The organism is Pseudotabrizicola sp. (assembly GCF_030656345.1).
In the GTDB taxonomy this organism is placed as follows: Bacteria; Pseudomonadota; Alphaproteobacteria; order Rhodobacterales; family Rhodobacteraceae; genus Pseudotabrizicola.
Map to the genome: position 1 here is coordinate 1 of NZ_JAUSNR010000056.1, position 16,948 is coordinate 16,948.

Annotated in this window: 26 protein-coding genes; 9 read left to right on the forward strand and 17 right to left on the reverse strand. The window is 65.9% G+C overall.

What is annotated here, in order from left to right; all coding sequences use genetic code 11:
• A partial coding sequence (locus tag Q7J44_RS22515; protein ID WP_304883318.1) for a PAS domain-containing sensor histidine kinase occupies positions 1 to 1,428 on the forward strand: 1,428 nt, incomplete at its 5' end.
• An 87-nt stretch (positions 1,429 to 1,515) separates the two neighbouring features.
• Positions 1,516 to 2,358, forward strand: coding sequence for an HAD family hydrolase (locus Q7J44_RS22520; RefSeq protein ID WP_304883319.1), 843 nt, complete (start codon positions 1,516 to 1,518; stop codon positions 2,356 to 2,358).
• 2 nt (positions 2,359 to 2,360) lie between these two features.
• Here Q7J44_RS22520 and Q7J44_RS22525 read toward each other — a convergent pair whose 3' ends face one another.
• Positions 2,361 to 3,239 (reverse strand): MBL fold metallo-hydrolase, encoded by an 879-nt coding sequence (locus Q7J44_RS22525; RefSeq protein WP_304883320.1) that lies wholly within the window; start codon positions 3,237 to 3,239, stop codon positions 2,361 to 2,363.
• Positions 3,240 to 3,309: 70 nt separating this feature from the next.
• Between Q7J44_RS22525 and Q7J44_RS22530 the strand changes: the two genes are divergently transcribed.
• The 3 genes from Q7J44_RS22530 to Q7J44_RS22540 are packed head-to-tail and all read left to right on the forward strand — an operon-like array spanning position 3,310 to position 4,774.
• Entirely contained in the window at positions 3,310 to 3,636 is a 327-nt protein-coding gene (locus Q7J44_RS22530) for a helix-turn-helix transcriptional regulator (RefSeq protein WP_304883321.1), read from the forward strand.
• 3 nt (positions 3,637 to 3,639) lie between these two features.
• Entirely contained in the window at positions 3,640 to 3,987 is a 348-nt protein-coding gene (locus Q7J44_RS22535) for a rhodanese-like domain-containing protein (protein ID WP_304883322.1), read from the forward strand.
• A gap of 4 nt (positions 3,988 to 3,991) precedes the next feature.
• Positions 3,992 to 4,774 carry a sulfite exporter TauE/SafE family protein gene (locus tag Q7J44_RS22540; protein WP_304883323.1) on the forward strand — a complete coding sequence of 261 codons (783 nt, stop codon included), beginning with the start codon at positions 3,992 to 3,994 and terminating at the stop codon, positions 4,772 to 4,774.
• Here the strand turns inward: Q7J44_RS22540 and Q7J44_RS22545 are convergent.
• From Q7J44_RS22545 to Q7J44_RS22555, 3 genes are read right to left on the reverse strand one after another with little or no spacing between them, the layout of a single operon-like run.
• Entirely contained in the window at positions 4,771 to 5,097 is a 327-nt protein-coding gene (locus tag Q7J44_RS22545; protein WP_304883324.1) for a PilZ domain-containing protein, read from the reverse strand. The genes Q7J44_RS22540 and Q7J44_RS22545 overlap by 4 nt on opposite strands.
• On the reverse strand, positions 5,094 to 5,894 hold the full coding sequence (locus Q7J44_RS22550) for a hypothetical protein (RefSeq protein ID WP_304883325.1): 801 nt from the start codon (positions 5,892 to 5,894) through the stop codon (positions 5,094 to 5,096). Before Q7J44_RS22550 ends, Q7J44_RS22545 begins: the two co-directional genes overlap by 4 nt.
• Before the next feature lie 9 nt (positions 5,895 to 5,903).
• Positions 5,904 to 6,224 (reverse strand): 2Fe-2S iron-sulfur cluster-binding protein, encoded by a 321-nt coding sequence (locus Q7J44_RS22555; protein ID WP_304883326.1) that lies wholly within the window; start codon positions 6,222 to 6,224, stop codon positions 5,904 to 5,906.
• Between the two features lie 79 nt (positions 6,225 to 6,303).
• Between Q7J44_RS22555 and Q7J44_RS22560 the strand changes: the two genes are divergently transcribed.
• Together Q7J44_RS22560 and Q7J44_RS22565 are read left to right on the forward strand one after the other, a co-directional pair.
• A complete protein-coding gene (locus tag Q7J44_RS22560) occupies positions 6,304 to 6,543 on the forward strand; it encodes a hypothetical protein (RefSeq protein ID WP_304883327.1) in 240 nt (79 codons plus the stop codon).
• Positions 6,540 to 6,917 carry a PIN domain-containing protein gene (locus Q7J44_RS22565; RefSeq protein ID WP_304883328.1) on the forward strand — a complete coding sequence of 126 codons (378 nt, stop codon included), beginning with the start codon at positions 6,540 to 6,542 and terminating at the stop codon, positions 6,915 to 6,917. Before Q7J44_RS22560 ends, Q7J44_RS22565 begins: the two co-directional genes overlap by 4 nt.
• Positions 6,918 to 6,920: 3 nt before the next feature.
• Here the strand turns inward: Q7J44_RS22565 and Q7J44_RS22570 are convergent, their stop codons facing one another.
• The 12 genes from Q7J44_RS22570 to Q7J44_RS22625 form a co-directional block, all read right to left on the reverse strand.
• On the reverse strand, positions 6,921 to 7,856 hold the full coding sequence (locus Q7J44_RS22570; RefSeq protein WP_304883329.1) for a tetratricopeptide repeat protein: 936 nt from the start codon (positions 7,854 to 7,856) through the stop codon (positions 6,921 to 6,923).
• Positions 7,853 to 8,647 carry a succinate dehydrogenase iron-sulfur subunit gene (locus Q7J44_RS22575; RefSeq protein ID WP_304883330.1) on the reverse strand — a complete coding sequence of 265 codons (795 nt, stop codon included), beginning with the start codon at positions 8,645 to 8,647 and terminating at the stop codon, positions 7,853 to 7,855. Before Q7J44_RS22575 ends, Q7J44_RS22570 begins: the two co-directional genes overlap by 4 nt.
• Before the next feature lie 3 nt (positions 8,648 to 8,650).
• Positions 8,651 to 8,947: a hypothetical protein gene (locus tag Q7J44_RS22580; RefSeq protein WP_304883331.1), complete on the reverse strand. Its 297-nt coding sequence runs from the start codon at positions 8,945 to 8,947 to the stop codon at positions 8,651 to 8,653.
• The gene (locus Q7J44_RS22585) at positions 8,944 to 9,273 is read right to left on the reverse strand and encodes a hypothetical protein (protein WP_304883332.1); all 330 of its coding nucleotides are present in this window, start codon (positions 9,271 to 9,273) and stop codon (positions 8,944 to 8,946) included. The genes Q7J44_RS22580 and Q7J44_RS22585 overlap by 4 nt, the downstream gene beginning before the upstream one ends.
• The gene (locus Q7J44_RS22590) at positions 9,270 to 9,638 is read right to left on the reverse strand and encodes a hypothetical protein (protein WP_304883333.1); all 369 of its coding nucleotides are present in this window, start codon (positions 9,636 to 9,638) and stop codon (positions 9,270 to 9,272) included. The genes Q7J44_RS22585 and Q7J44_RS22590 overlap by 4 nt, the downstream gene beginning before the upstream one ends.
• Positions 9,638 to 11,440, reverse strand: coding sequence for a succinate dehydrogenase flavoprotein subunit (sdhA, locus tag Q7J44_RS22595; RefSeq protein WP_304883334.1), 1,803 nt, complete (start codon positions 11,438 to 11,440; stop codon positions 9,638 to 9,640). The genes Q7J44_RS22590 and sdhA overlap by 1 nt, the downstream gene beginning before the upstream one ends.
• A 10-nt stretch (positions 11,441 to 11,450) precedes the next feature.
• Positions 11,451 to 11,822, reverse strand: coding sequence for a succinate dehydrogenase, hydrophobic membrane anchor protein (gene sdhD / locus Q7J44_RS22600; protein ID WP_304883335.1), 372 nt, complete (start codon positions 11,820 to 11,822; stop codon positions 11,451 to 11,453).
• A 12-nt stretch (positions 11,823 to 11,834) separates the two neighbouring features.
• Positions 11,835 to 12,221, reverse strand: coding sequence for a succinate dehydrogenase, cytochrome b556 subunit (sdhC, locus tag Q7J44_RS22605; protein ID WP_304883336.1), 387 nt, complete (start codon positions 12,219 to 12,221; stop codon positions 11,835 to 11,837).
• A 202-nt stretch (positions 12,222 to 12,423) separates the two neighbouring features.
• Positions 12,424 to 13,464 (reverse strand): MaoC family dehydratase, encoded by a 1,041-nt coding sequence (locus tag Q7J44_RS22610; protein WP_370693067.1) that lies wholly within the window; start codon positions 13,462 to 13,464, stop codon positions 12,424 to 12,426.
• Positions 13,465 to 13,563: 99 nt separating this feature from the next.
• Positions 13,564 to 13,767 (reverse strand): DUF1737 domain-containing protein, encoded by a 204-nt coding sequence (locus Q7J44_RS22615; RefSeq protein WP_304883338.1) that lies wholly within the window; start codon positions 13,765 to 13,767, stop codon positions 13,564 to 13,566.
• Between the two features lie 13 nt (positions 13,768 to 13,780).
• Positions 13,781 to 14,326 (reverse strand): NnrU family protein, encoded by a 546-nt coding sequence (locus Q7J44_RS22620; RefSeq protein ID WP_304883339.1) that lies wholly within the window; start codon positions 14,324 to 14,326, stop codon positions 13,781 to 13,783.
• 34 nt (positions 14,327 to 14,360) lie between these two features.
• Positions 14,361 to 15,227 carry a CoA ester lyase gene (locus Q7J44_RS22625; protein WP_304883340.1) on the reverse strand — a complete coding sequence of 289 codons (867 nt, stop codon included), beginning with the start codon at positions 15,225 to 15,227 and terminating at the stop codon, positions 14,361 to 14,363.
• A gap of 192 nt (positions 15,228 to 15,419) precedes the next feature.
• Here Q7J44_RS22625 and Q7J44_RS22630 point away from each other — a divergent pair, with 192 nt between their 5' ends.
• Positions 15,420 to 15,731 (forward strand): hypothetical protein, encoded by a 312-nt coding sequence (locus Q7J44_RS22630; protein WP_304883341.1) that lies wholly within the window; start codon positions 15,420 to 15,422, stop codon positions 15,729 to 15,731.
• Positions 15,732 to 15,824: 93 nt separating this feature from the next.
• Positions 15,825 to 16,016: a CsbD family protein gene (locus tag Q7J44_RS22635; RefSeq protein ID WP_304883342.1), complete on the forward strand. Its 192-nt coding sequence runs from the start codon at positions 15,825 to 15,827 to the stop codon at positions 16,014 to 16,016.
• Positions 16,017 to 16,086: 70 nt separating this feature from the next.
• Here Q7J44_RS22635 and Q7J44_RS22640 read toward each other — a convergent pair whose 3' ends face one another.
• The gene (locus Q7J44_RS22640) at positions 16,087 to 16,842 is read right to left on the reverse strand and encodes a sulfite exporter TauE/SafE family protein (RefSeq protein WP_304883343.1); all 756 of its coding nucleotides are present in this window, start codon (positions 16,840 to 16,842) and stop codon (positions 16,087 to 16,089) included.
• Positions 16,843 to 16,948 lie beyond the last annotated feature (106 nt).

Sequence of the window (16,948 nt, forward strand, 5' to 3'; positions counted from 1 at the left end):
CACAACACGGCCTTCCAGACCCTGTTCAACCTCGATCCGGCCTGGCTGGACGAACGGCCGACCCATGCCGAACTGCTGGACCGGCTGCGTCAGCGCCGCCTGCTGCCCGAGGTCGTCGACTATGCCGGCTGGAAGGCCAATGAACTCGATTTTTACGGCGCCTCGGAGGCCGCGCCCGACGATAGCTGGTCCCTGCCGGACGGGCGGACCTTGCGGGTCGTGCGCCAGCCGCATCCTCTGGGCGGGGTGCTGCTGCTGTTCTCGGACATCACCGACGAGCTGAAGCTGCGCAGCCGGTTCAACGCCCAGATCCAGGTCCAGACCGCGACGCTGGACAAGCTCAATGACGCCGTGGCCGTGTTCGGCTCGGACGGTCGCCTGCGTCTGCACAATGAGGCCTTCGACGCCTTCTGGGGCGTGACCGGCGAGGCGCTGGACGCGGCCGGGGATTTCGACGCCGTCGCAGGCCTGTGCCAGTCGATCATGCCCGACCCGGCCCTCTGGCTGGGGCTGAAGGCGCGGGTCGCCGACCCCGATCCCGAGAGCCGGGTTCCGATCGCCGGCGAGGGCAAGACCACCGACGGCCGGATCGCCTCGTGGCTGACCCGACCTCTTCCGGACGGCGCCACACTGGTGGCCTTCGCCGACGTGACGGCCCAACGCGGACTGGAGCAGGCCCTGGCGGCCAAGGCCCAGGCGCTGGAGGAATCGACGGCGCTGAAGCGCGAGTTCGTCGGCAGTGTCAGCTATGAGCTGCGCACCCCCTTGACCACCATCGTCGGCTATTCCGAACTTCTGGAGATGCAGGCCGATCTGCCCGAGCGCAGCCGCCAGCACGCCGGGGCCATCCGCGTCGCCGCCAGCCAGCTGGCCAGTTCGATCGACGATGTGCTGGACATGGCCCAAATCGACGCCGGGGAGATGGAGTTGCAGCTCGGCGACGTGCGCGTGCGGGACCTGCTGGACTCCGCCGCCGAACGGGTCCTGGCCCGGATCGAGGCGCGCGGAGCCAGTCTGAAGGTCGAATGCCCGAACGGTTTGCGGCCCATCCGCGCCGACGCACAGCGGGTCGGACAGGCGCTGGACCATCTGCTGGATCATGCCGCCCGGGCTGTTTCGGAGGGCGGGGCCGTGACCCTGACCGCCGAGGCCACCTCATCGGAGGTCCGCATCCGCGTCGAGGACACGGGTCGCGGCATCCCGTATCACCTGCAGGCCCACGTCTTCGACCGGTTCGTGCGGCGCGAGCGCGGCGGACCCGGCGTCGGCCTGGCCCTGGTCAAGGCCCTGGTCGAACTGCATGGCGGATGGGCCGAGGTCGAGAGCGAGCCCGGCAAGGGCGCGGCCTTCATCCTGCACCTGCCGTTGGAAGCCGCCGGCGTGGCGGCGGCCCCGGAGCTCAGGTTGGGCGTGGCGAGTGGCGAGTGACGAGTGGCGAGAAAGGCCTGCTCGCTTTGACTCGTCCCTGCGCACTCACTAACCACTCGCCACACGCCACTCGCCACTGGACCTGTCATGGCCAAACGTCTGAAAACCGCGCTGATCTACGACTTCGACGGCACCTTGGCGCGGGGCAATATGCAGGAGGTCAGCTTCATTCCCTCGATCGGGATGACGCCCCAGCAGTTCTGGGACAGCGTCTATCCGGAGACGCAGAAGGCCGATGGCGACGGCATCCTGATGTATATGCAGATGATGTTGCAGGCGGCGCGCGAGACCGGCCAGCCCGTGACCAGACAGGCCCTGCGCGACCACGGCCGCGACGTCGCCCTGTTCGAGGGTCTGCGCGACCTGTCCTGGTTCGACCGGATGAACGCCTACGGCGCCGAGGTCGGGCTGGAGATCGAACACTACATCATCTCGGCCGGGCTGACGGAAATGATCGAGGGCTGCCCGATCGCCCGGGCCTTCCATCACGTCTATGCGTCGAAATACGTCTATGACGCCGAGGATGTGGCGATCTGGCCGGCGGTCGGCGTCAACTACACGACCAAGACCCAGTACCTGTTCCGCATCAACAAGGGCGTGTTCAACCACTGGGACGACGAGCGGATCAACCGCTTCATCCCCGACGACAAACGCCCGGTTCCGTTCGAGCGGATGATCTTCCTCGGCGACGGCGACACCGACGTGCCGACGATGAAGATGATGCACACCAAGGGCGGCTATTCGATCGCCGTCTATGACCCCGACAACACCCCGCGCGACACCCGCAAGATCCACCGGCTGATCTCGGAGGACCGGGTCAATTTCGTCGCCGCAGCCGACTATCGCGAAGGCACGGCCGTCGACCTGATCGTCAAGGGTCTGATCGGCCGCATCGCCGTCAATGCGGGGACGATGCCAGCCGATCTCTGACCCTAGATCGCGTTCAGCGGGAGCTTGAGGAACCGCTTGCCCGACGCTTCGGCCGGCGGCAGGGCGCCGGCGCGAATGTTGATCTGCAGCGATGGCAGGATCAGGGACGGGACCGTCAGGGTCCCGTCGCGCGCCTCGCGCAGGGCGACGAACGCGTCTTCTGTCCGACCGCCGCCGATATGGACGTTGTCCGACGCCTGGGCGGCCACCGTCGTCTCCCAGCGAAACCCCGATCGGCCCTCGGGCAGATAGTCGTGGCCGACGAAGATCCGCGTCCCGGGCGGCAGGGCGAGGATGCGCTGGATGGAGCGATAGAGGGTCCGCGCGTCGCCGCCCGGAAAGTCGCACCGGGCCGTGCCGTAGTCCGGCATGAACAGGGTGTCGCCGGTGAAGACGGCGTCGCCGATGTGATAGCTGACGCAGGCGGGCGTGTGGCCGGGCGTATGCATGACCTCGACAGGCAGCGCGCCCAGGGTGAACCGCGCGCCGTCGGCATAGAGGCTGTCGAAGACCACCCCGTCCGCGGTGACGTCATGGGCCTCGAACAGGACGCCGAAGACCTTCTGCACCTCGGTGATGCGGGCGCCGATGCCGATCGGCGCGCCGGTGCGGGCGCGGATCTCGTCAGCGCCGGTGAGGTGGTCGGCGTGGGCGTGGGTCTCGAGCACGCGCTCGAGCGTCAGGCCGCGTACCGCGATCCGGGCCAGGACCCGCTCGAGTGAGGCCGTCGAGGTCCGGCCGCTGGCCGGATCGAAATCCAGCACCGGGTCGATGACGGCCGCGGCGCCGGTCGCGGGGTCGGCGACCAGATAGGTGACGGTGTGGGTCGCGGCGTCGAAAAAACCTTCGACAGCGGGGACGGTTGCGGGGGCGACAGTCATGCGATGCTCCTCTGTAGCCCTCAATATATTAGAATTTGCTAAATTAGCAATAACTCATATATAACGCGGCATGGACGCCGTTCACACCCTGTCTCTCCAACAGTTTCACACCCGCGCCGGCGAGGCGGCAAGACTTCTGAAGGCGCTCTCGAACGAGAAGCGCCTGATGATCCTGTGCCGGCTCGGCGATGGCGAATGCGCCGTGGGCGAACTGATTCCGCTGGTCGGTCTGTCCCAGTCGGCCCTGTCGCAACACCTCGCGGTGCTGCGCGAGGAAGGTCTGGTCGCCGCCCGGCGCGAGGGCGTGTCCATCCTCTACCGCATCGCCGAGCCGGCGGCCCTGAAACTTATCGCCGTGCTCGCCGACATCTATTGTCCTCCTGCTGAAGGAAACTGATCCATGGCTGTACTCACCCCCCTCTCCGCCGCCGAAGTCGCGGCCCGCATCAAGGCCGGCAAGGCCGTGCTGGTCGATATTCGCGAGGCCGCCGAAGTCGCGCGCGAGCGTATCGCCGGCAGCGTCGTCAAGCCCCTGTCCGCCTTCGGGGCGGCCGACCTGGAGGTCCAGCCGGGCCGCGACGTCATCTATATGTGCCGCTCCGGCGCCCGCACCGGGATGAACTGCGTCCGTCTGGCCGCCTGCATCCCCGGCGAGGCTTTCGTGCTGGATGGCGGTCTGAACGCCTGGAAGGCCGAAGGCCTGCCCACGGTCGCCGAATCCGGGAACCCTCCGTCGCGGACGGCGTGATCGCATGGACGCGACCGTCGCCCAGTTGTTGCTGGCCGTGCTCAGCGGCGGGATCGTCGCCCTGTTGCTGACCGTGTTCGGCGGCGGCGGTTCGGTGCTGGCCGTGCCGCTGCTGCTGTATGTGGTGGGGGTGCGGGATCCCCATGTAGCGATCGGCGCCTCGGCCGCCGGGGTGTCGCTGAACGCCCTGACGGCCCTGGCCGGCCACGCCCGGGCGGGGCGGGTGCGCTGGCCCTGCGCCCTGTTGTTCGCCGGAACCGGCGCGGTCGGGGCCGTGGCCGGCTCATCCGTCGCCAAGGCGATCGACGGCCACGCCCTGCTGCTCTTCTTCGCCTTCGCCATGGGGCTGGTCGCCCTGGCCATGCTGCGGCCGAACGCGCCGGTCGGGACCGAGAACGTGCGGCTGAACCGGATCATGGCCCCGCGTATCGCCGCCTCGGGCGCCGGGGTCGGCGTGGCCGCGGGCTTCTTCGGCATCGGCGGCGGATTCCTGATCGTCCCCGGCCTGATGGGGGCCGCCGGCATGACCCTGGCCGTCGCCCAGGCCTCGTCCCTGGTCAGTGTCGCGGCCTTCGGGGCGGCCACCGCGACCAACTACGCCGTGTCCGGCCTGATCGACTGGCCGATCGTGGCGGCCATGGCCGCGGGCGGAGGGGTCGGAACCCTTGCCGGCCTGCCGATCGCCCGACGGCTTGGAGCCAACGTCCTGCTGGGCCGACGCCTGTTCTCGGGCCTGATCCTGGTCGTGGCCGTTTATGTGGCGATCAGGGCGGTGACCGCGCTCTAACGGCCGCCGGCGCGGAGGAAGGCGTCGCGGGCGGCCGCGAGACGGGAGGGGACGAGGCCCCGAAGGGAGGACTGGTCGCGCTGTTTCAGTCCCGCCTCCTGGCCCTTGCGCCAGACGACGTCGGCCTCGATAGCCAGGCCCCGACCGATGTCGATGACCTGCACCTGGTCCGGGAGGGCGATGTTGCGGTCCAGGCGCAGGCGCAGGCCCGTCGCCGAATGGTCGACGATCAGACAGGTCAGTTCCAGACCGGGCGCGATCACCACCCCGCGGGTATTGATGGTCGACCGGGGCTCGAAACGGCGATCCTGCGGGGTGGTCATCCGATCATAGAGCCCGGCAGACGGTTTCGATCCAGTTGCACGACGACATCGGCCCGCACGCCGCCGTCCAGCATGCGTCGGGTGATCCGTTCGAAATACTGGATGAAGCCGGCCAGCCGGACCCGTTCGGCGGGGGGCAGGTCAGAGGGAGCCACCCCCAGCAGATCGGCCTCCTGCTGGCAGCGCCAGTCCAGCACCACGTCGAACGACGGCGCGCGCAGGAACAGGACGGCGTCGAAGGTCGCGACGAAATCCGCGTAAGGCCCGCCGACGAAGCCGTTCACCGCGCGGCGCCAACGGCCGTCCGGGTCCTGCCCGGCTTCCAGGGCGTTGACCGGCTCCGCCAGGGCCGTCGCGTCCTCGGGCAGGACGCCGAGGCACCAGGCGTCGATCAGGATCGCCGAGGGTCGGCCGGGAAAAACGCGCCAGTCCCCGACTGGCCGCCGGTCGTCGCCACGCTTGTCGAAATCGGGGATGCGGGTTTCGTCGTCCGGTCCGGCGGCGGACAGGGCGTCGATCAACCGTTGCAGCAGGATCAGATCGTGGCTGCCGGGCGGCCCGCGGGTGAGGAACAGCGGATGGACATCGCGCGCCATGGCCTCGCGTTCGGCGCGGGTCAGATAGACGTCGTCGATGGAGATCTGGACGGCGCCGAACCGTTCGGCGGCGGCCCGGGCCAGGGTGGTCTTGCCGCACCCTTGCGCCCCCACCACGGCGATCAGCGGCGGGCGGTCTTCCGGGCCGTCGGCGATCAGACGGCCGATCAGGTCGATGAGGTCAGGATCGGCGCGGCCCATGGCCGCGGCTCAGTGCTGATTTTCGGGGAGACGGACGATCAGGCCGTCGAGATCGTCCGACACCCGGATCTGGCAGGACAGTCGGCTGTTCGGCTGGACGTTCTCGGCGAAGTCCAGCATCGACTCCTCCATGGCCGAGGCGCGACCGGTCTCGGCGGCGAAGGCCTCGTCGACATAGACATGACAGGTGGCGCAGGCGCAGGCCCCGCCGCAGTCGGCGTCGATGCCCGGCACATTGTTGCGGATCGCCCCCTCCATGACGGAGAGGCCGGTCTTGACCTCCACGACATGCTCGCGGCCGTCGTGTTCGATGTAGGTGATCTTGGGCATGGGGCGCTCTTAGCGCAGTGGCTCGCGCGGGCAAATGCCGTAAGTTGTGACAGGCATGGATCTATGGCATAATCCCGCTATGTCCGCCACTCGCAAGATTACGGTTCATCTGCCGGCCGACCTGGTCGAGGCCGCTCAGGCCGCGACCGGTGCGGGCGTCACAGAAACCGTGCGTCAGGGACTTGAGAAGCTGAAACGCGAGCGCTTCTACGCGATGATGAAGGCCTTGCGCGGCAAGGTGGATTTTTCCGACTTCGACCTCGATGAACTGCGCGAGGACAAGGAATACGGCTGGGGCGTGAGCGAACCCAAGCCGTGATCTGCGCCGACACCAGCAGCGTGGCGCGCTATCTCGACGGCGAGAACGGCCCTGACGTGGATCTGGTCGCGGCGGCCATTGAGGACGAAGACCTCGTGCTCGCTCCCATGACCGTGACGGAACTGCTTTCCCATACGGGCGCGCGCCCTTTGCTCGATCCGCTTCTACGCAACGCGCCGGTGCTGCCGATCATGGACGGGTTCTGGGAGCGCGCCGGCCTGATGCGGCGGCGCATCCGCCAGGTCGGCCTGAAGGCGAAGCTTGCCGATACGCTGATTGCCCAGTGCTGCCTCGACTCCCGTGCGCCGCTGATCGCGCACGACCCCGATTTCCGCCACTTCGTCACCCATGGCGGGCTGAAGCTGGCCGACTGACCACTATTCGTCGGCGGCCTGCTGACGCGCCAGCGCCTCATAGCCGCTAATCTGGGCCAGCGACACGGCCGCGTGGGCGCGACCCTCCCCGGACGGATCTTCGTTCATCGCGATGAGGAACCACCGCTTGGCCAGCGCCAGCAGCTCCATATCGACAGGTCCGGAGGGCGCGTTCGGAACCGCCCGGAGGAAGGCCGCCTGACCGGCGAGGGCGGCGGCGTCCCGGCGTCCCGCCTGATAGGCCTTTTCCATCCACTGGCCGGCCGCGGCCAGGTCGATCGGACCGCCCTGACCGTTCCAGTCCAACGTGCCCAGATTATAAGCCGCGTTGCGCTGGTCCTGGGCCGCAGCGAGACGATACCAGCGGCGCGCTTCGGCATAGTCCTGCGGCACGCCCCCGCCCCGTCTGTAGTGATCGCCCATGTCCGTCTGGGCGTTCGGTTCGCCGGCCTCGGCGGCCTCGCGGCACAGGGCCACTCCGGCCTCGGGGTCCGTTGGACCGCCCTCGCCCCGGATGAGCATATTGCCGAGGGCGCATTTGGCCTGAAGGAAACCTCCATCCGCGCCTCGCCGGTACCAGATGCGCGCTTCGGCGAAGTCCCGCTCTCCGAACGCGCCCTCCCACAGGCACTGGCCGTAGTTGTGGGAGGCGCTGGGTCGGGCTTCGCGCGCGGCGCGGAAATGCTGGCAGGACTTCAGACGGTCACGCTCGACCCCACCGAGGCCGATGTACATCTCGCCGAGCATGTTGTGCGCGTCGATGTCGCCGGCCTCGGCGAGGGTTTCCAGCCGACGCAGGCCGGCGTCCCGTTCCCCCGCCGCAACCTGTCGGGCGGCGGCGCGGACATCGGCGTTGACTTCGGTCTCCTGGGCCGTCGCCGATCCGGCATGCCCCAGAGCGAGACAGGCGGCGACCGCAAACGTCGCCCGCCCGATCATGCCGCTTCCGTCTTCTTCCGGCTTGGCGCCACCATCAGCTTCTTGGTCTCGGCGATGGCCTTGGCCGGGTTCAGGCCCTTGGGACAGACCTGGGCGCAGTTCATGATGGTGTGGCAGCGGTACAGTTTGAACGGATCTTCCAGATCGTCCAGCCGCTCGCCCGTCGCCTCATCCCGGCTGTCGATGATCCAGCGATAGGCGTGCAGAAGCGCCGCCGGCCCCAGATATTTGTCGCCGTTCCACCAATAGCTTGGGCAGGACGTGCTGCAGCAGGCGCACATCACGCATTCATACAACCCGTCCAGCTTGCCCCGGTCATCGATCGACTGGCGCCATTCCTTCGCGGGGCGGTTGGTCTTGGTTTCCAGCCACGGCATGATGCTGGCGTGCTGAGCGTAGAAATGCGTCAGATCCGGAATCAGATCCTTGACCACCGGCAGATGCGGCAGCGGATAGATCTTCACATCGCCCTTCACCTCATCCAACCCATAGATACAGGCCAGCGTGTTGATGCCGTCGATGTTCATCGCGCAAGACCCGCAGATGCCTTCGCGGCACGACCGGCGGAAGGTCAGCGTCGGGTCAATCTCGTTCTTGATCTTGATCAGCGCGTCCAGAATCATCGGGCCGCAGCTGTCCATATCGACGAAATACGTATCGACCTGCGGGTTTTTCCCGTCATCCGGGTTCCAGCGGTAGATCTGGAATTTCCGCACATTCTTGCCCTCCGGCTTCGGCCAGGTCTTGCCGGTGCGGATCGTGCTGTTTTTGGGAAGCGTGAATTGGACCATGGGTTATCCCTTCCATTCCGGGAATGAATAGAGCGGGCGGCTGGGGGCCTGCCCGGATTTCTGATAGACGCAAGAGTCGTAAACCGCTGCCGGATCACGGCCCATGACATAATCGGACGTGACCTCAAGCTTGATCCGCCCGCCGACCCTGCCGCCGGTGCCGATGCCTGCCGCCACTTCGCCACGCGGCTGCTGGGCCAGCCGGGCGCGCTGAAAACATTCCCGCTCGGCCTGCGGCAAAGGCACCGGCCCGCAAGCCAGCAGCACCAATGGCAGGCCCAGAACCAGAACCCGCCTCATGCCCGCACCGGCGGCACGCCATTGGCGGCAAAGCAGGCCGAGGCTTCGGGGCGGATGGCAATGCCGCGGATCGTGGCACGGGTCGACGAGCCCGCCACCACCGCCACATCCCGCGCCAGTGCCTGCACCTCTGCCGCCGTGGCGTTGCGCACGATGCAATCGGTGGCCCGTTGCGCCAATGGCGTCGGCATATCCTGCTGCACCACCGGCAACACCACCGAGGCGGCAATGCGCCGCCCGGCCTGATCGGCCACATCCTGCGGATCGCAGGCGGCCAGCGTCATCGGCAGCACGGCAAACATCACGACATTCCGGATAAAGCTCATAAGCCCCCCCTTTGGCCGGCCGCTTGCAATGCAAGCAGGCCATTGCCAGACAGGGCAGCCTGCACCAGACATTGCTGAGCCTCGGGCCGGCCCGTTACGGTCTGCACCACTGGCCATGCCCGTGATGCCACCGCCTGAGCATCCCCCGCCCCAGCCGCCTGCGCAAGCTGCAACAGTTCCGATGTCGAAGCTGTGTTGATCACACAATCGGTAAAGGGCTTCACCGGAACCCCCGGCGCATAGCGCGCGGCGGCCCCGTCCACGGCTGTCCGCGCCAGACTGCGCGTGGTTTCCTGCATCATTGTCTCGCCTGCCACACAGGCAGACAAGCCAATCGTCAGGAAAAGCGCAGCGAAGGCCCGCATCAGAACTTCCGCTCTGCCGGGGCGATTTTCTTCAGACTGATGCCACCTTCGGCTTCCGTCGTCAGCGGGTCGGTGTGCACGGCGCGGTAGCTGAGCGTCACCGATGCGCCATCGACATGCGCCAGCGAATGCTTGCGCCAGTTGGCATCATCGCGCGTCGGATAATCCTCATGCGCGTGGGCACCCCGGCTCTCAGTACGGGCATGGGCACCGTAAATGGTGGCCAGAGCGTTCGGCATCAGGTTGGTCAGTTCCAGCGTTTCCATCAGATCGCTGTTCCAGACAAGGCTGCGGTCGGTGACTTTCAGATCAGCAACCCGCCCGGCGATTTCGGTCATCTTGACCTCACCTTCGGCCAGCGTCTTGTCGGTGCGGAACACCGCCGCATCGGCCTGCATGGTTTTCTGCATGTCCAGCCGCAGATCGGCAGTGGCAATTGCGCCGTTTGCATGGCGCAAGCCATCAAAGCGTGCCAGTGCCCGCTCTACTTCGGCGACATTGGTCGAAGGCGTTGCCTCTTCCGGGTTCACCACCTTGCCGGCGCGAATGGCCGCCGCGCGGCCAAACACCACAAGGTCGATCAGGCTGTTCGACCCCAGCCGGTTCGCGCCATGCACGCTCGCACAGCCCGCCTCACCCACAGCCATCAGTCCGGGGAAAATCGCATCGGGGCTGTCGGCGGTGGGGTTCAGCACTTCGCCCCAATAGTTGGTGGGGATGCCGCCCATGTTGTAGTGCACCGTCGGCAGGACCGGGATCGGTTCCTTGGTGAGGTCCACCCCGGCAAAGATGCGCGCCGACTCGGAAATCCCCGGCAACCGCAGATCCAGCGTTTCTTTCGGCAAGTGGTTCAGGTGCAGGCTGATATGATCGCCATTCGCGCCCACGCCCCGGCCTTCGCGGATTTCCAGCGTCATGCAGCGCGAGACATAGTCGCGCGGTGCCAGGTCTTTGTAATGCGGCGCATAGCGTTCCATGAACCGCTCGCCTTCCGAGTTGGTCAGATAGCCGCCTTCACCGCGCGCGCCTTCGGTGATCAGACAGCCCGAGCCATAGATGCCGGTCGGGTGGAACTGCACGAATTCCATATCCTGCAGCGGCAGACCGGCCCGCGCCACCATGCCGCCGCCGTCGCCGGTGCAGGTATGGGCAGACGTCGCACTGAAATAGGCGCGGCCATAGCCGCCCGTGGCCAGCACCACCATCTTGGCGTTGAACACATGCATGGTGCCGTCATCCAGCTTCCACGCCACCACGCCGGTACAACGACCATCGGTGATGATCAGATCCAGCGCGAAATATTCGATGTAGAATTCGGCGTTGTTCTTCAGGCTCTGCCCATACAGCGTGTGCAGAATGGCGTGCCCGGTCCGGTCAGCCGCCGCACAGGTGCGCTGCACCGGCGGACCTTCACCATATTCCGTCGTATGGCCACCGAACGGGCGCTGATAGATCTTGCCCTCTTCGGTGCGCGAAAACGGAACACCATAATGCTCCAGCTCATACACCGCCTTGGGGGCCTCACGCGCCAGATATTCCATGGCATCGGTGTCGCCCAGCCAGTCCGAGCCCTTTACCGTGTCATACATATGCCACTGCCAAGAGTCGGGGCCCATGTTGCCCAGAGACGCCGCAATGCCGCCCTGCGCCGCCACCGTGTGGCTGCGGGTCGGGAAAACCTTGGTCACACAGGCGGTGCGCAGCCCCTGCTCTGCCATGCCCAGCGTGGCGCGCAAACCGGCGCCGCCCGCACCCACCACGACCACATCATAGTCGTGCACTTCATAAGGATAAGCCGTCATGTTCTTTCCTTCACAGCGCCATGCGCGCCAGGGCAAACAGCCCCGTCGCCGCCACAGCCCACGCCAGACAGGTCACCAGAATGACCGCCACTTTCCGCGCCGTGCCGTTGGTGTAATCTTCAAGCATCATCTGCGCGCCGCTGGCAAAGTGCTTCATGCCCACCACCAGCAACAGCGCGGTCAGGATCGCCGGGAACGGGCGCGAGAAGGTGGCCACCACCTCTGCCTGCGTGCCGCCAAGCGCCGAGCCGAACACATAGAGCCAGACCGGCATCAACAGCGCCAGCCCGACAGACGACACCTGCATCGCCCAGTGATGTTCGGTCCCGGTGCCAGACGCCCCTTTGCCAACGGCCCGTTTACGATCCGTGATATACCGCATCTTCCCTGCCCCTCACTGAACCAGTAGAATTGTGATCACGGTCAGCACGACCGACCCGCCGATGACAGCCCAGCCCAGCTTTTCCGCCGTCGGAATGTCCAGGCCCTTGCCTGAATCCCAGTACAGGTGCCGCAGCCCGGCAAGGTAATGATACCATACCGCCCAGAGCGATCCGGTGAACACCAGATCGCCGAACCAGCTGGTCGCCACCGCATTGGCCGTGGCAAACATCTCAGCCGAAGTTGCCGCCGCCAGCAGCCACCACACCGCCAGCATCGTGCCGACGATCAGCGCATTGCCGGTGATCCGCGTCAGGATCGAGGTGATCGAGGTCAGTTGTGGCCGGTAAATCTGCAAATGCGGGGAAAGCGGCCGCTTGGCCTGTTTGACGTGTCCCATTTCGGTTTCCTTCGTCGCTGGCTGGTCCCGGGTCCGTCAACTGGTCCGGTCCGGGGCGCGCTTCGGTTTCTCTATCACTGAATAGCGCTTTTTTCGGGCCTGTCACGTCTTGCAATGCCGCATGCGCAGCATTTTAGCGATAACATCGGAAATATTCCGGCTTTGTGATCACGAATTTTCAAGCTGTGATCACAACGCGTGACTACACCGGCATCAGCACCCAATAGTCCAGATCCAGCAGCACCTCGGGCAGATACCTGCCATCGGCACCGCGCATTTCAAACGCCGCCCCGCGCGTTGCCACCAACCGCAGGCGCAGCGCGCCCACGCCGGGGGCGCTGGTCTCGACCCGGTCCAGCACCTCAGACCACGCCCGCACGGTATCGCCTGCAAAACAGGGGTTGGCATGTGCCCCCCCGTTCAGCGCCACGATCATCTGCGCATTGGCCAGCCCATTGAATGACAGCGCGCGGGCCAGACTGATGACATGCCCGCCATAGATCAGCCGCCGCCCGTCCTCCCGCACCGTCGCATCAAAATGCACCTTGGCGGTATTCTGCCACAGCCGTGTGGCCAGCATATGCTCGGCCTCTTCCACCGTCACACCGTCGACATGGTCAATCTGTTCGCCCACCGCGTAATCGCCCCAGCGGTGCCGCTCCCCCGCCTGCGCGAAATCATAGCGGGTGAAATCCAGCCCCTTCGGCAGCACCAGATCTTGCGGTGCCACCACCGGGGCCAGCTTTGGCACCACCGGCGCAGGTGCGGGCGCATCCGGCCGCCCCTTGCGCACCATGACCCAGCGCACATAGTCCAGCACCGGCACGTCATGCTGATTGATCCCGCGCGTGCGCACATAGACCACGCCCGATGTCCCGTTCGAGTTTTCCTTCAGCCCGATCACTGTACTGCTCGCCCGCAACGTATCGCCCGGATAGACCGGCTGCAGCCAGCGGCCCTCGGCATAACCCAGATTGGCAATCGCGTTCAGGCTGATATCGGGCACGGTCTTGCCGAACACGGTATGAAACGCCACCAGATCATCCAGCGGCGATGCCGGCAGCCCGCAGCTTTGCGCAAACGTGTCCGACGAATAGATCGCATGCCGCGCCGGATACAGCGCATGATACAACGCCCGCTCACCGCCCGACACAGTGCGCGGCACTGCATGGGAAATCACCTCCCCCAGCCGGTAATCTTCAAAAAATCGCCCCGGATTGGTCTTCACCGCGCTCTCCCTCATTTCATCTTGGCAAAAATACCCTGGGGGGCCGCCACTGGTCCGAAGAGCCAGTGGCGGCGGGGCTGGCCCCCCGGCGCTTCAGGCAAGCACACTGCGCGCTCAATGGTCGCCCAGCTTCGTCTCCGGCGTGTATTCCCCCAGCGACTCTTTCACCACCGCCTGTCCGCAGCGCATCACCCCGCGCGCGGCGTCAAAGGCATAGGTCGGGGCACCATGCAGCACCCAGCCCTTGTTCAGTGCCGCCGTGACCTTGTGGCAAAACGCTGACGTGTCATCATCCGACAAGAACCGGTACAGTTTCATCGCGTTCCCCCTCTCAGCCCCAAGGCCGCACGCCCAGCCAGTTGTGGATCAGCATCACCACCACCGTCACCACGACCGTGGCACCAATCGCCACGAACTCTTTCGTCACCGGGCGCGGTGCAGGGCGTACCCATTCGGGTTGCGCGCGATTGATCACGATCACCTCGACCACCGCCCAGGCCAACAAGCCGCCGAACAGCACAAAACTTGGCAGATCGCCGTTCACCAGCAAATGCGCGACCGCCCACAGCTTGAACCCGGTCAGCTGCGGGTGCCGGACCTTGCGCGCCAGCCAGGTCTTGGACCCTGACACGGCGTAGAAGTAAAACGCCAGCACCATCAGCAGGTTGTTGATGCCCACCAATGCCGGGCTGCGTCCCCACCAGACCGGCCCCTGTGCCTGACCATAGCCCCACCACATCAGCACCACGCTGATCACCAGGGCGACCGCGACCACCCCTTTGCCCGCGTCGCCCATCCGGGCCCGCGCATCGGGGGCCAGCCGTTTGAAGAAATGCGCGCCCCACCAGAGCGCCACACCAAGGATAAGGATTGTCATGGGTCACCTCCGGTTGCCTGCCGGCACCATGGCCTCAAACTGACCGACCCGCAATCGCATCCGCCCGCGCCAGTGTCGCCTTGGCGGTCACGATGTGCAGGTTCTCCACAATGCGGCCATCGACCACCGCCACCGCCTGCCCCTCTGCCAGCGCCGCGTCAAACGCCGCGATCTGGCGGCGGGCCAGATCGATCTCGGCGTCGCTTGGGGCAAAGGCCGCGTTGGCGATGTCCAGCTGTGCCGGGTGGATCAGGGTCTTGCCGTCAAAACCCATGTCGCGGCCCTGTTCGCATTCGGCGCGCAACCCGTCGTCATCCTTGAACGCGTTATAGACGCCATCAACGATCACCCGGCCCTGCGCCTTTGCCGCCAGCAGGCACAGCCCCAGCCCCGCCATCATCGGCAGCCGGTCGGCGCGGGTGCGCGTGCCCAGCTCTTTTGCCAGATCATTGGTGCCCATCACCATGCCCTGCAACGCCGGATGCGCGGCAACCGCGCCCGCGTTCAGCATGCCAAGCGCGGTTTCCATCATCGCCCACAGCGGCTTGCCCGACACGATCGCCGCCACCGCATCCAGATCGGCGGGCGTGCTGACCTTGGGGATCAGCACCGCATCCACCCCCGGATGATCGGCGAAGGCCGCCGCGTCGTCACGGCCCCATGCGGTGTCAAACCCGTTGATCCGCACAATCCGCGCCCTTTGCCCGTAATCGGCCTGCAACGCCTGCGCCAGCACCGCCCGCGCGCGGATCTTTTCATCGGGGGCCACCGCATCTTCCAGATCGAAGATGATCGCATCAGCCGCCAGCCCTTGTGCCTTTTCCAGCGCCCGCTCTTTCGAGCCGGGAATGTAGAGCACAGACCGGAACGGTCGGGTGGGCGTTGGACCAGGGTGTGTCATCGATTCGACCTCAAGCAATAATCTTGCGCCAGAAGCATCGATTTCGTCACAAATCGCAAGATCAAATGTGCCGCAATGCAGCATAAACCGCCCCCGGTCCGCGCGTGCGCTTAACTGTTTCTACGCATTCCGGGCGCAGCCTTTCTGACAGACGCCTGCAGCAAACCCAACCTCCCCCCGGAAAGGCACGCCATGACCCAGACGCTTCCCGCATTCTCGCTCGGCGCTGCCGGGCTGATCCTTGCCGCCACCCAGATCCACGCCGCTCCGCAATGCGGCACGCGTGATCTGGTGCTGGGCCAGCTCACAGAAAAATACGGTGAAACCCTGCGCGGCATCGGGGTGGCCAACAACAACAGCGTGATGGAGGTTTACGCCTCGCCCTCCTCGGGCAGCTGGACCATCACCGTCACCCTGCCCGACGGCCGCATGTGCCTTGTCGCCGCAGGTCAGGGCTATCAGGCCACAACCGGCGACCTGCCGGCCAAGGGTCGCAAGATCTGACCGTCCGGCTTATTTCTGCATCTGCATGGAACCACCCGCCCCAAGCCTGCGTTGACCCGGCATACAACGTCACACTTATGGAGGGAATGAACCATGAGCAGCACTGGTGATAAGGTTAAAGGCATGGCGAACGAAGCCTCGGGCAACGTGAAACAGGCCGTCGGCAAAGCGACCGACAATCCAAAACTGCAAGGCGAAGGTTTCGCACAAGAGCGCAAGGGCGAAGCCCAGCAAGCTGTTGGCGATGCCAAGGATGCGGTTAAAAAGACCATCGACAAAGTCTGAAAGTCGATGTTCGCAAGGCTTTCCTCAAGGCCGGAAAAGGGTGCCCTCGTGGCACCCTTTTCTTATGTGCTCACCCGGCCAGCCCGCCGGACAGCCCGTCCCACACCAGCTTGACCGACAGCACCAGCAGCGCCCAGGTGACAAAGCGGAAGAACGCGGCCTCTGGCAGCCGTTTGACCAGCCGCACCCCCAGAAACACCGCCGCCGCCGCCACCGGCATCAGCACCACCGCCACCTGCAGATTGGCCGCACTCAGCTGCCCCAGATGCCAGTAAGGCACCAGCTTCACCGCGTTCAGAATGGCAAAGGCGATGGTCGAGGTGCCGGCAAACACCACCTTCGGCATCCCCAGCGGCAGGGTATAGACCTGATAGGGCGGCGCGCCGGAATGGCTGACAAAACTGGTGAACCCGGTGACAGTCCCCCAGAACAGCCCCGGACCCACCCGCGCCGCCCGCGGCACCACCGGGCCGCGCCGGCGCAAGAGCAGGTTCAGCGCGAACACAAACCCGATCGCCCCCACCAGCGCCGTCACTGCCCAAGGCGGCACCAGCGCTGCAGTCGCCCAGCCAAACACCACCCCTGCCACCATCCCCGGCACCAGAATGGCCAGCACCCGGCGGTCAAAGGCATGGCGGTACGCATACAGCCCGAACAGGTCCGACAGCACATAGACCGGCAGCAAAAGCCCCGCCGCCGTCACCGGGTTGATCACCAGCGCCAGCACCGGAACCCCCAGCATGCCCACCGCCGGCAAGCCGCCCTTGCTCATCCCCACCAGCACCGAGGCGACCAGCGCCGCCACCCAGAACGCCCAACCTTCCAACCCCGCCTCCCCTTTGCGCCCACCGCTAGCGCAAACATTGCACCGCCGCCAGACAACCTGCACATGGGCCGCATACAAACCGCGCCAAGCAGCGCTTGCCAGACTC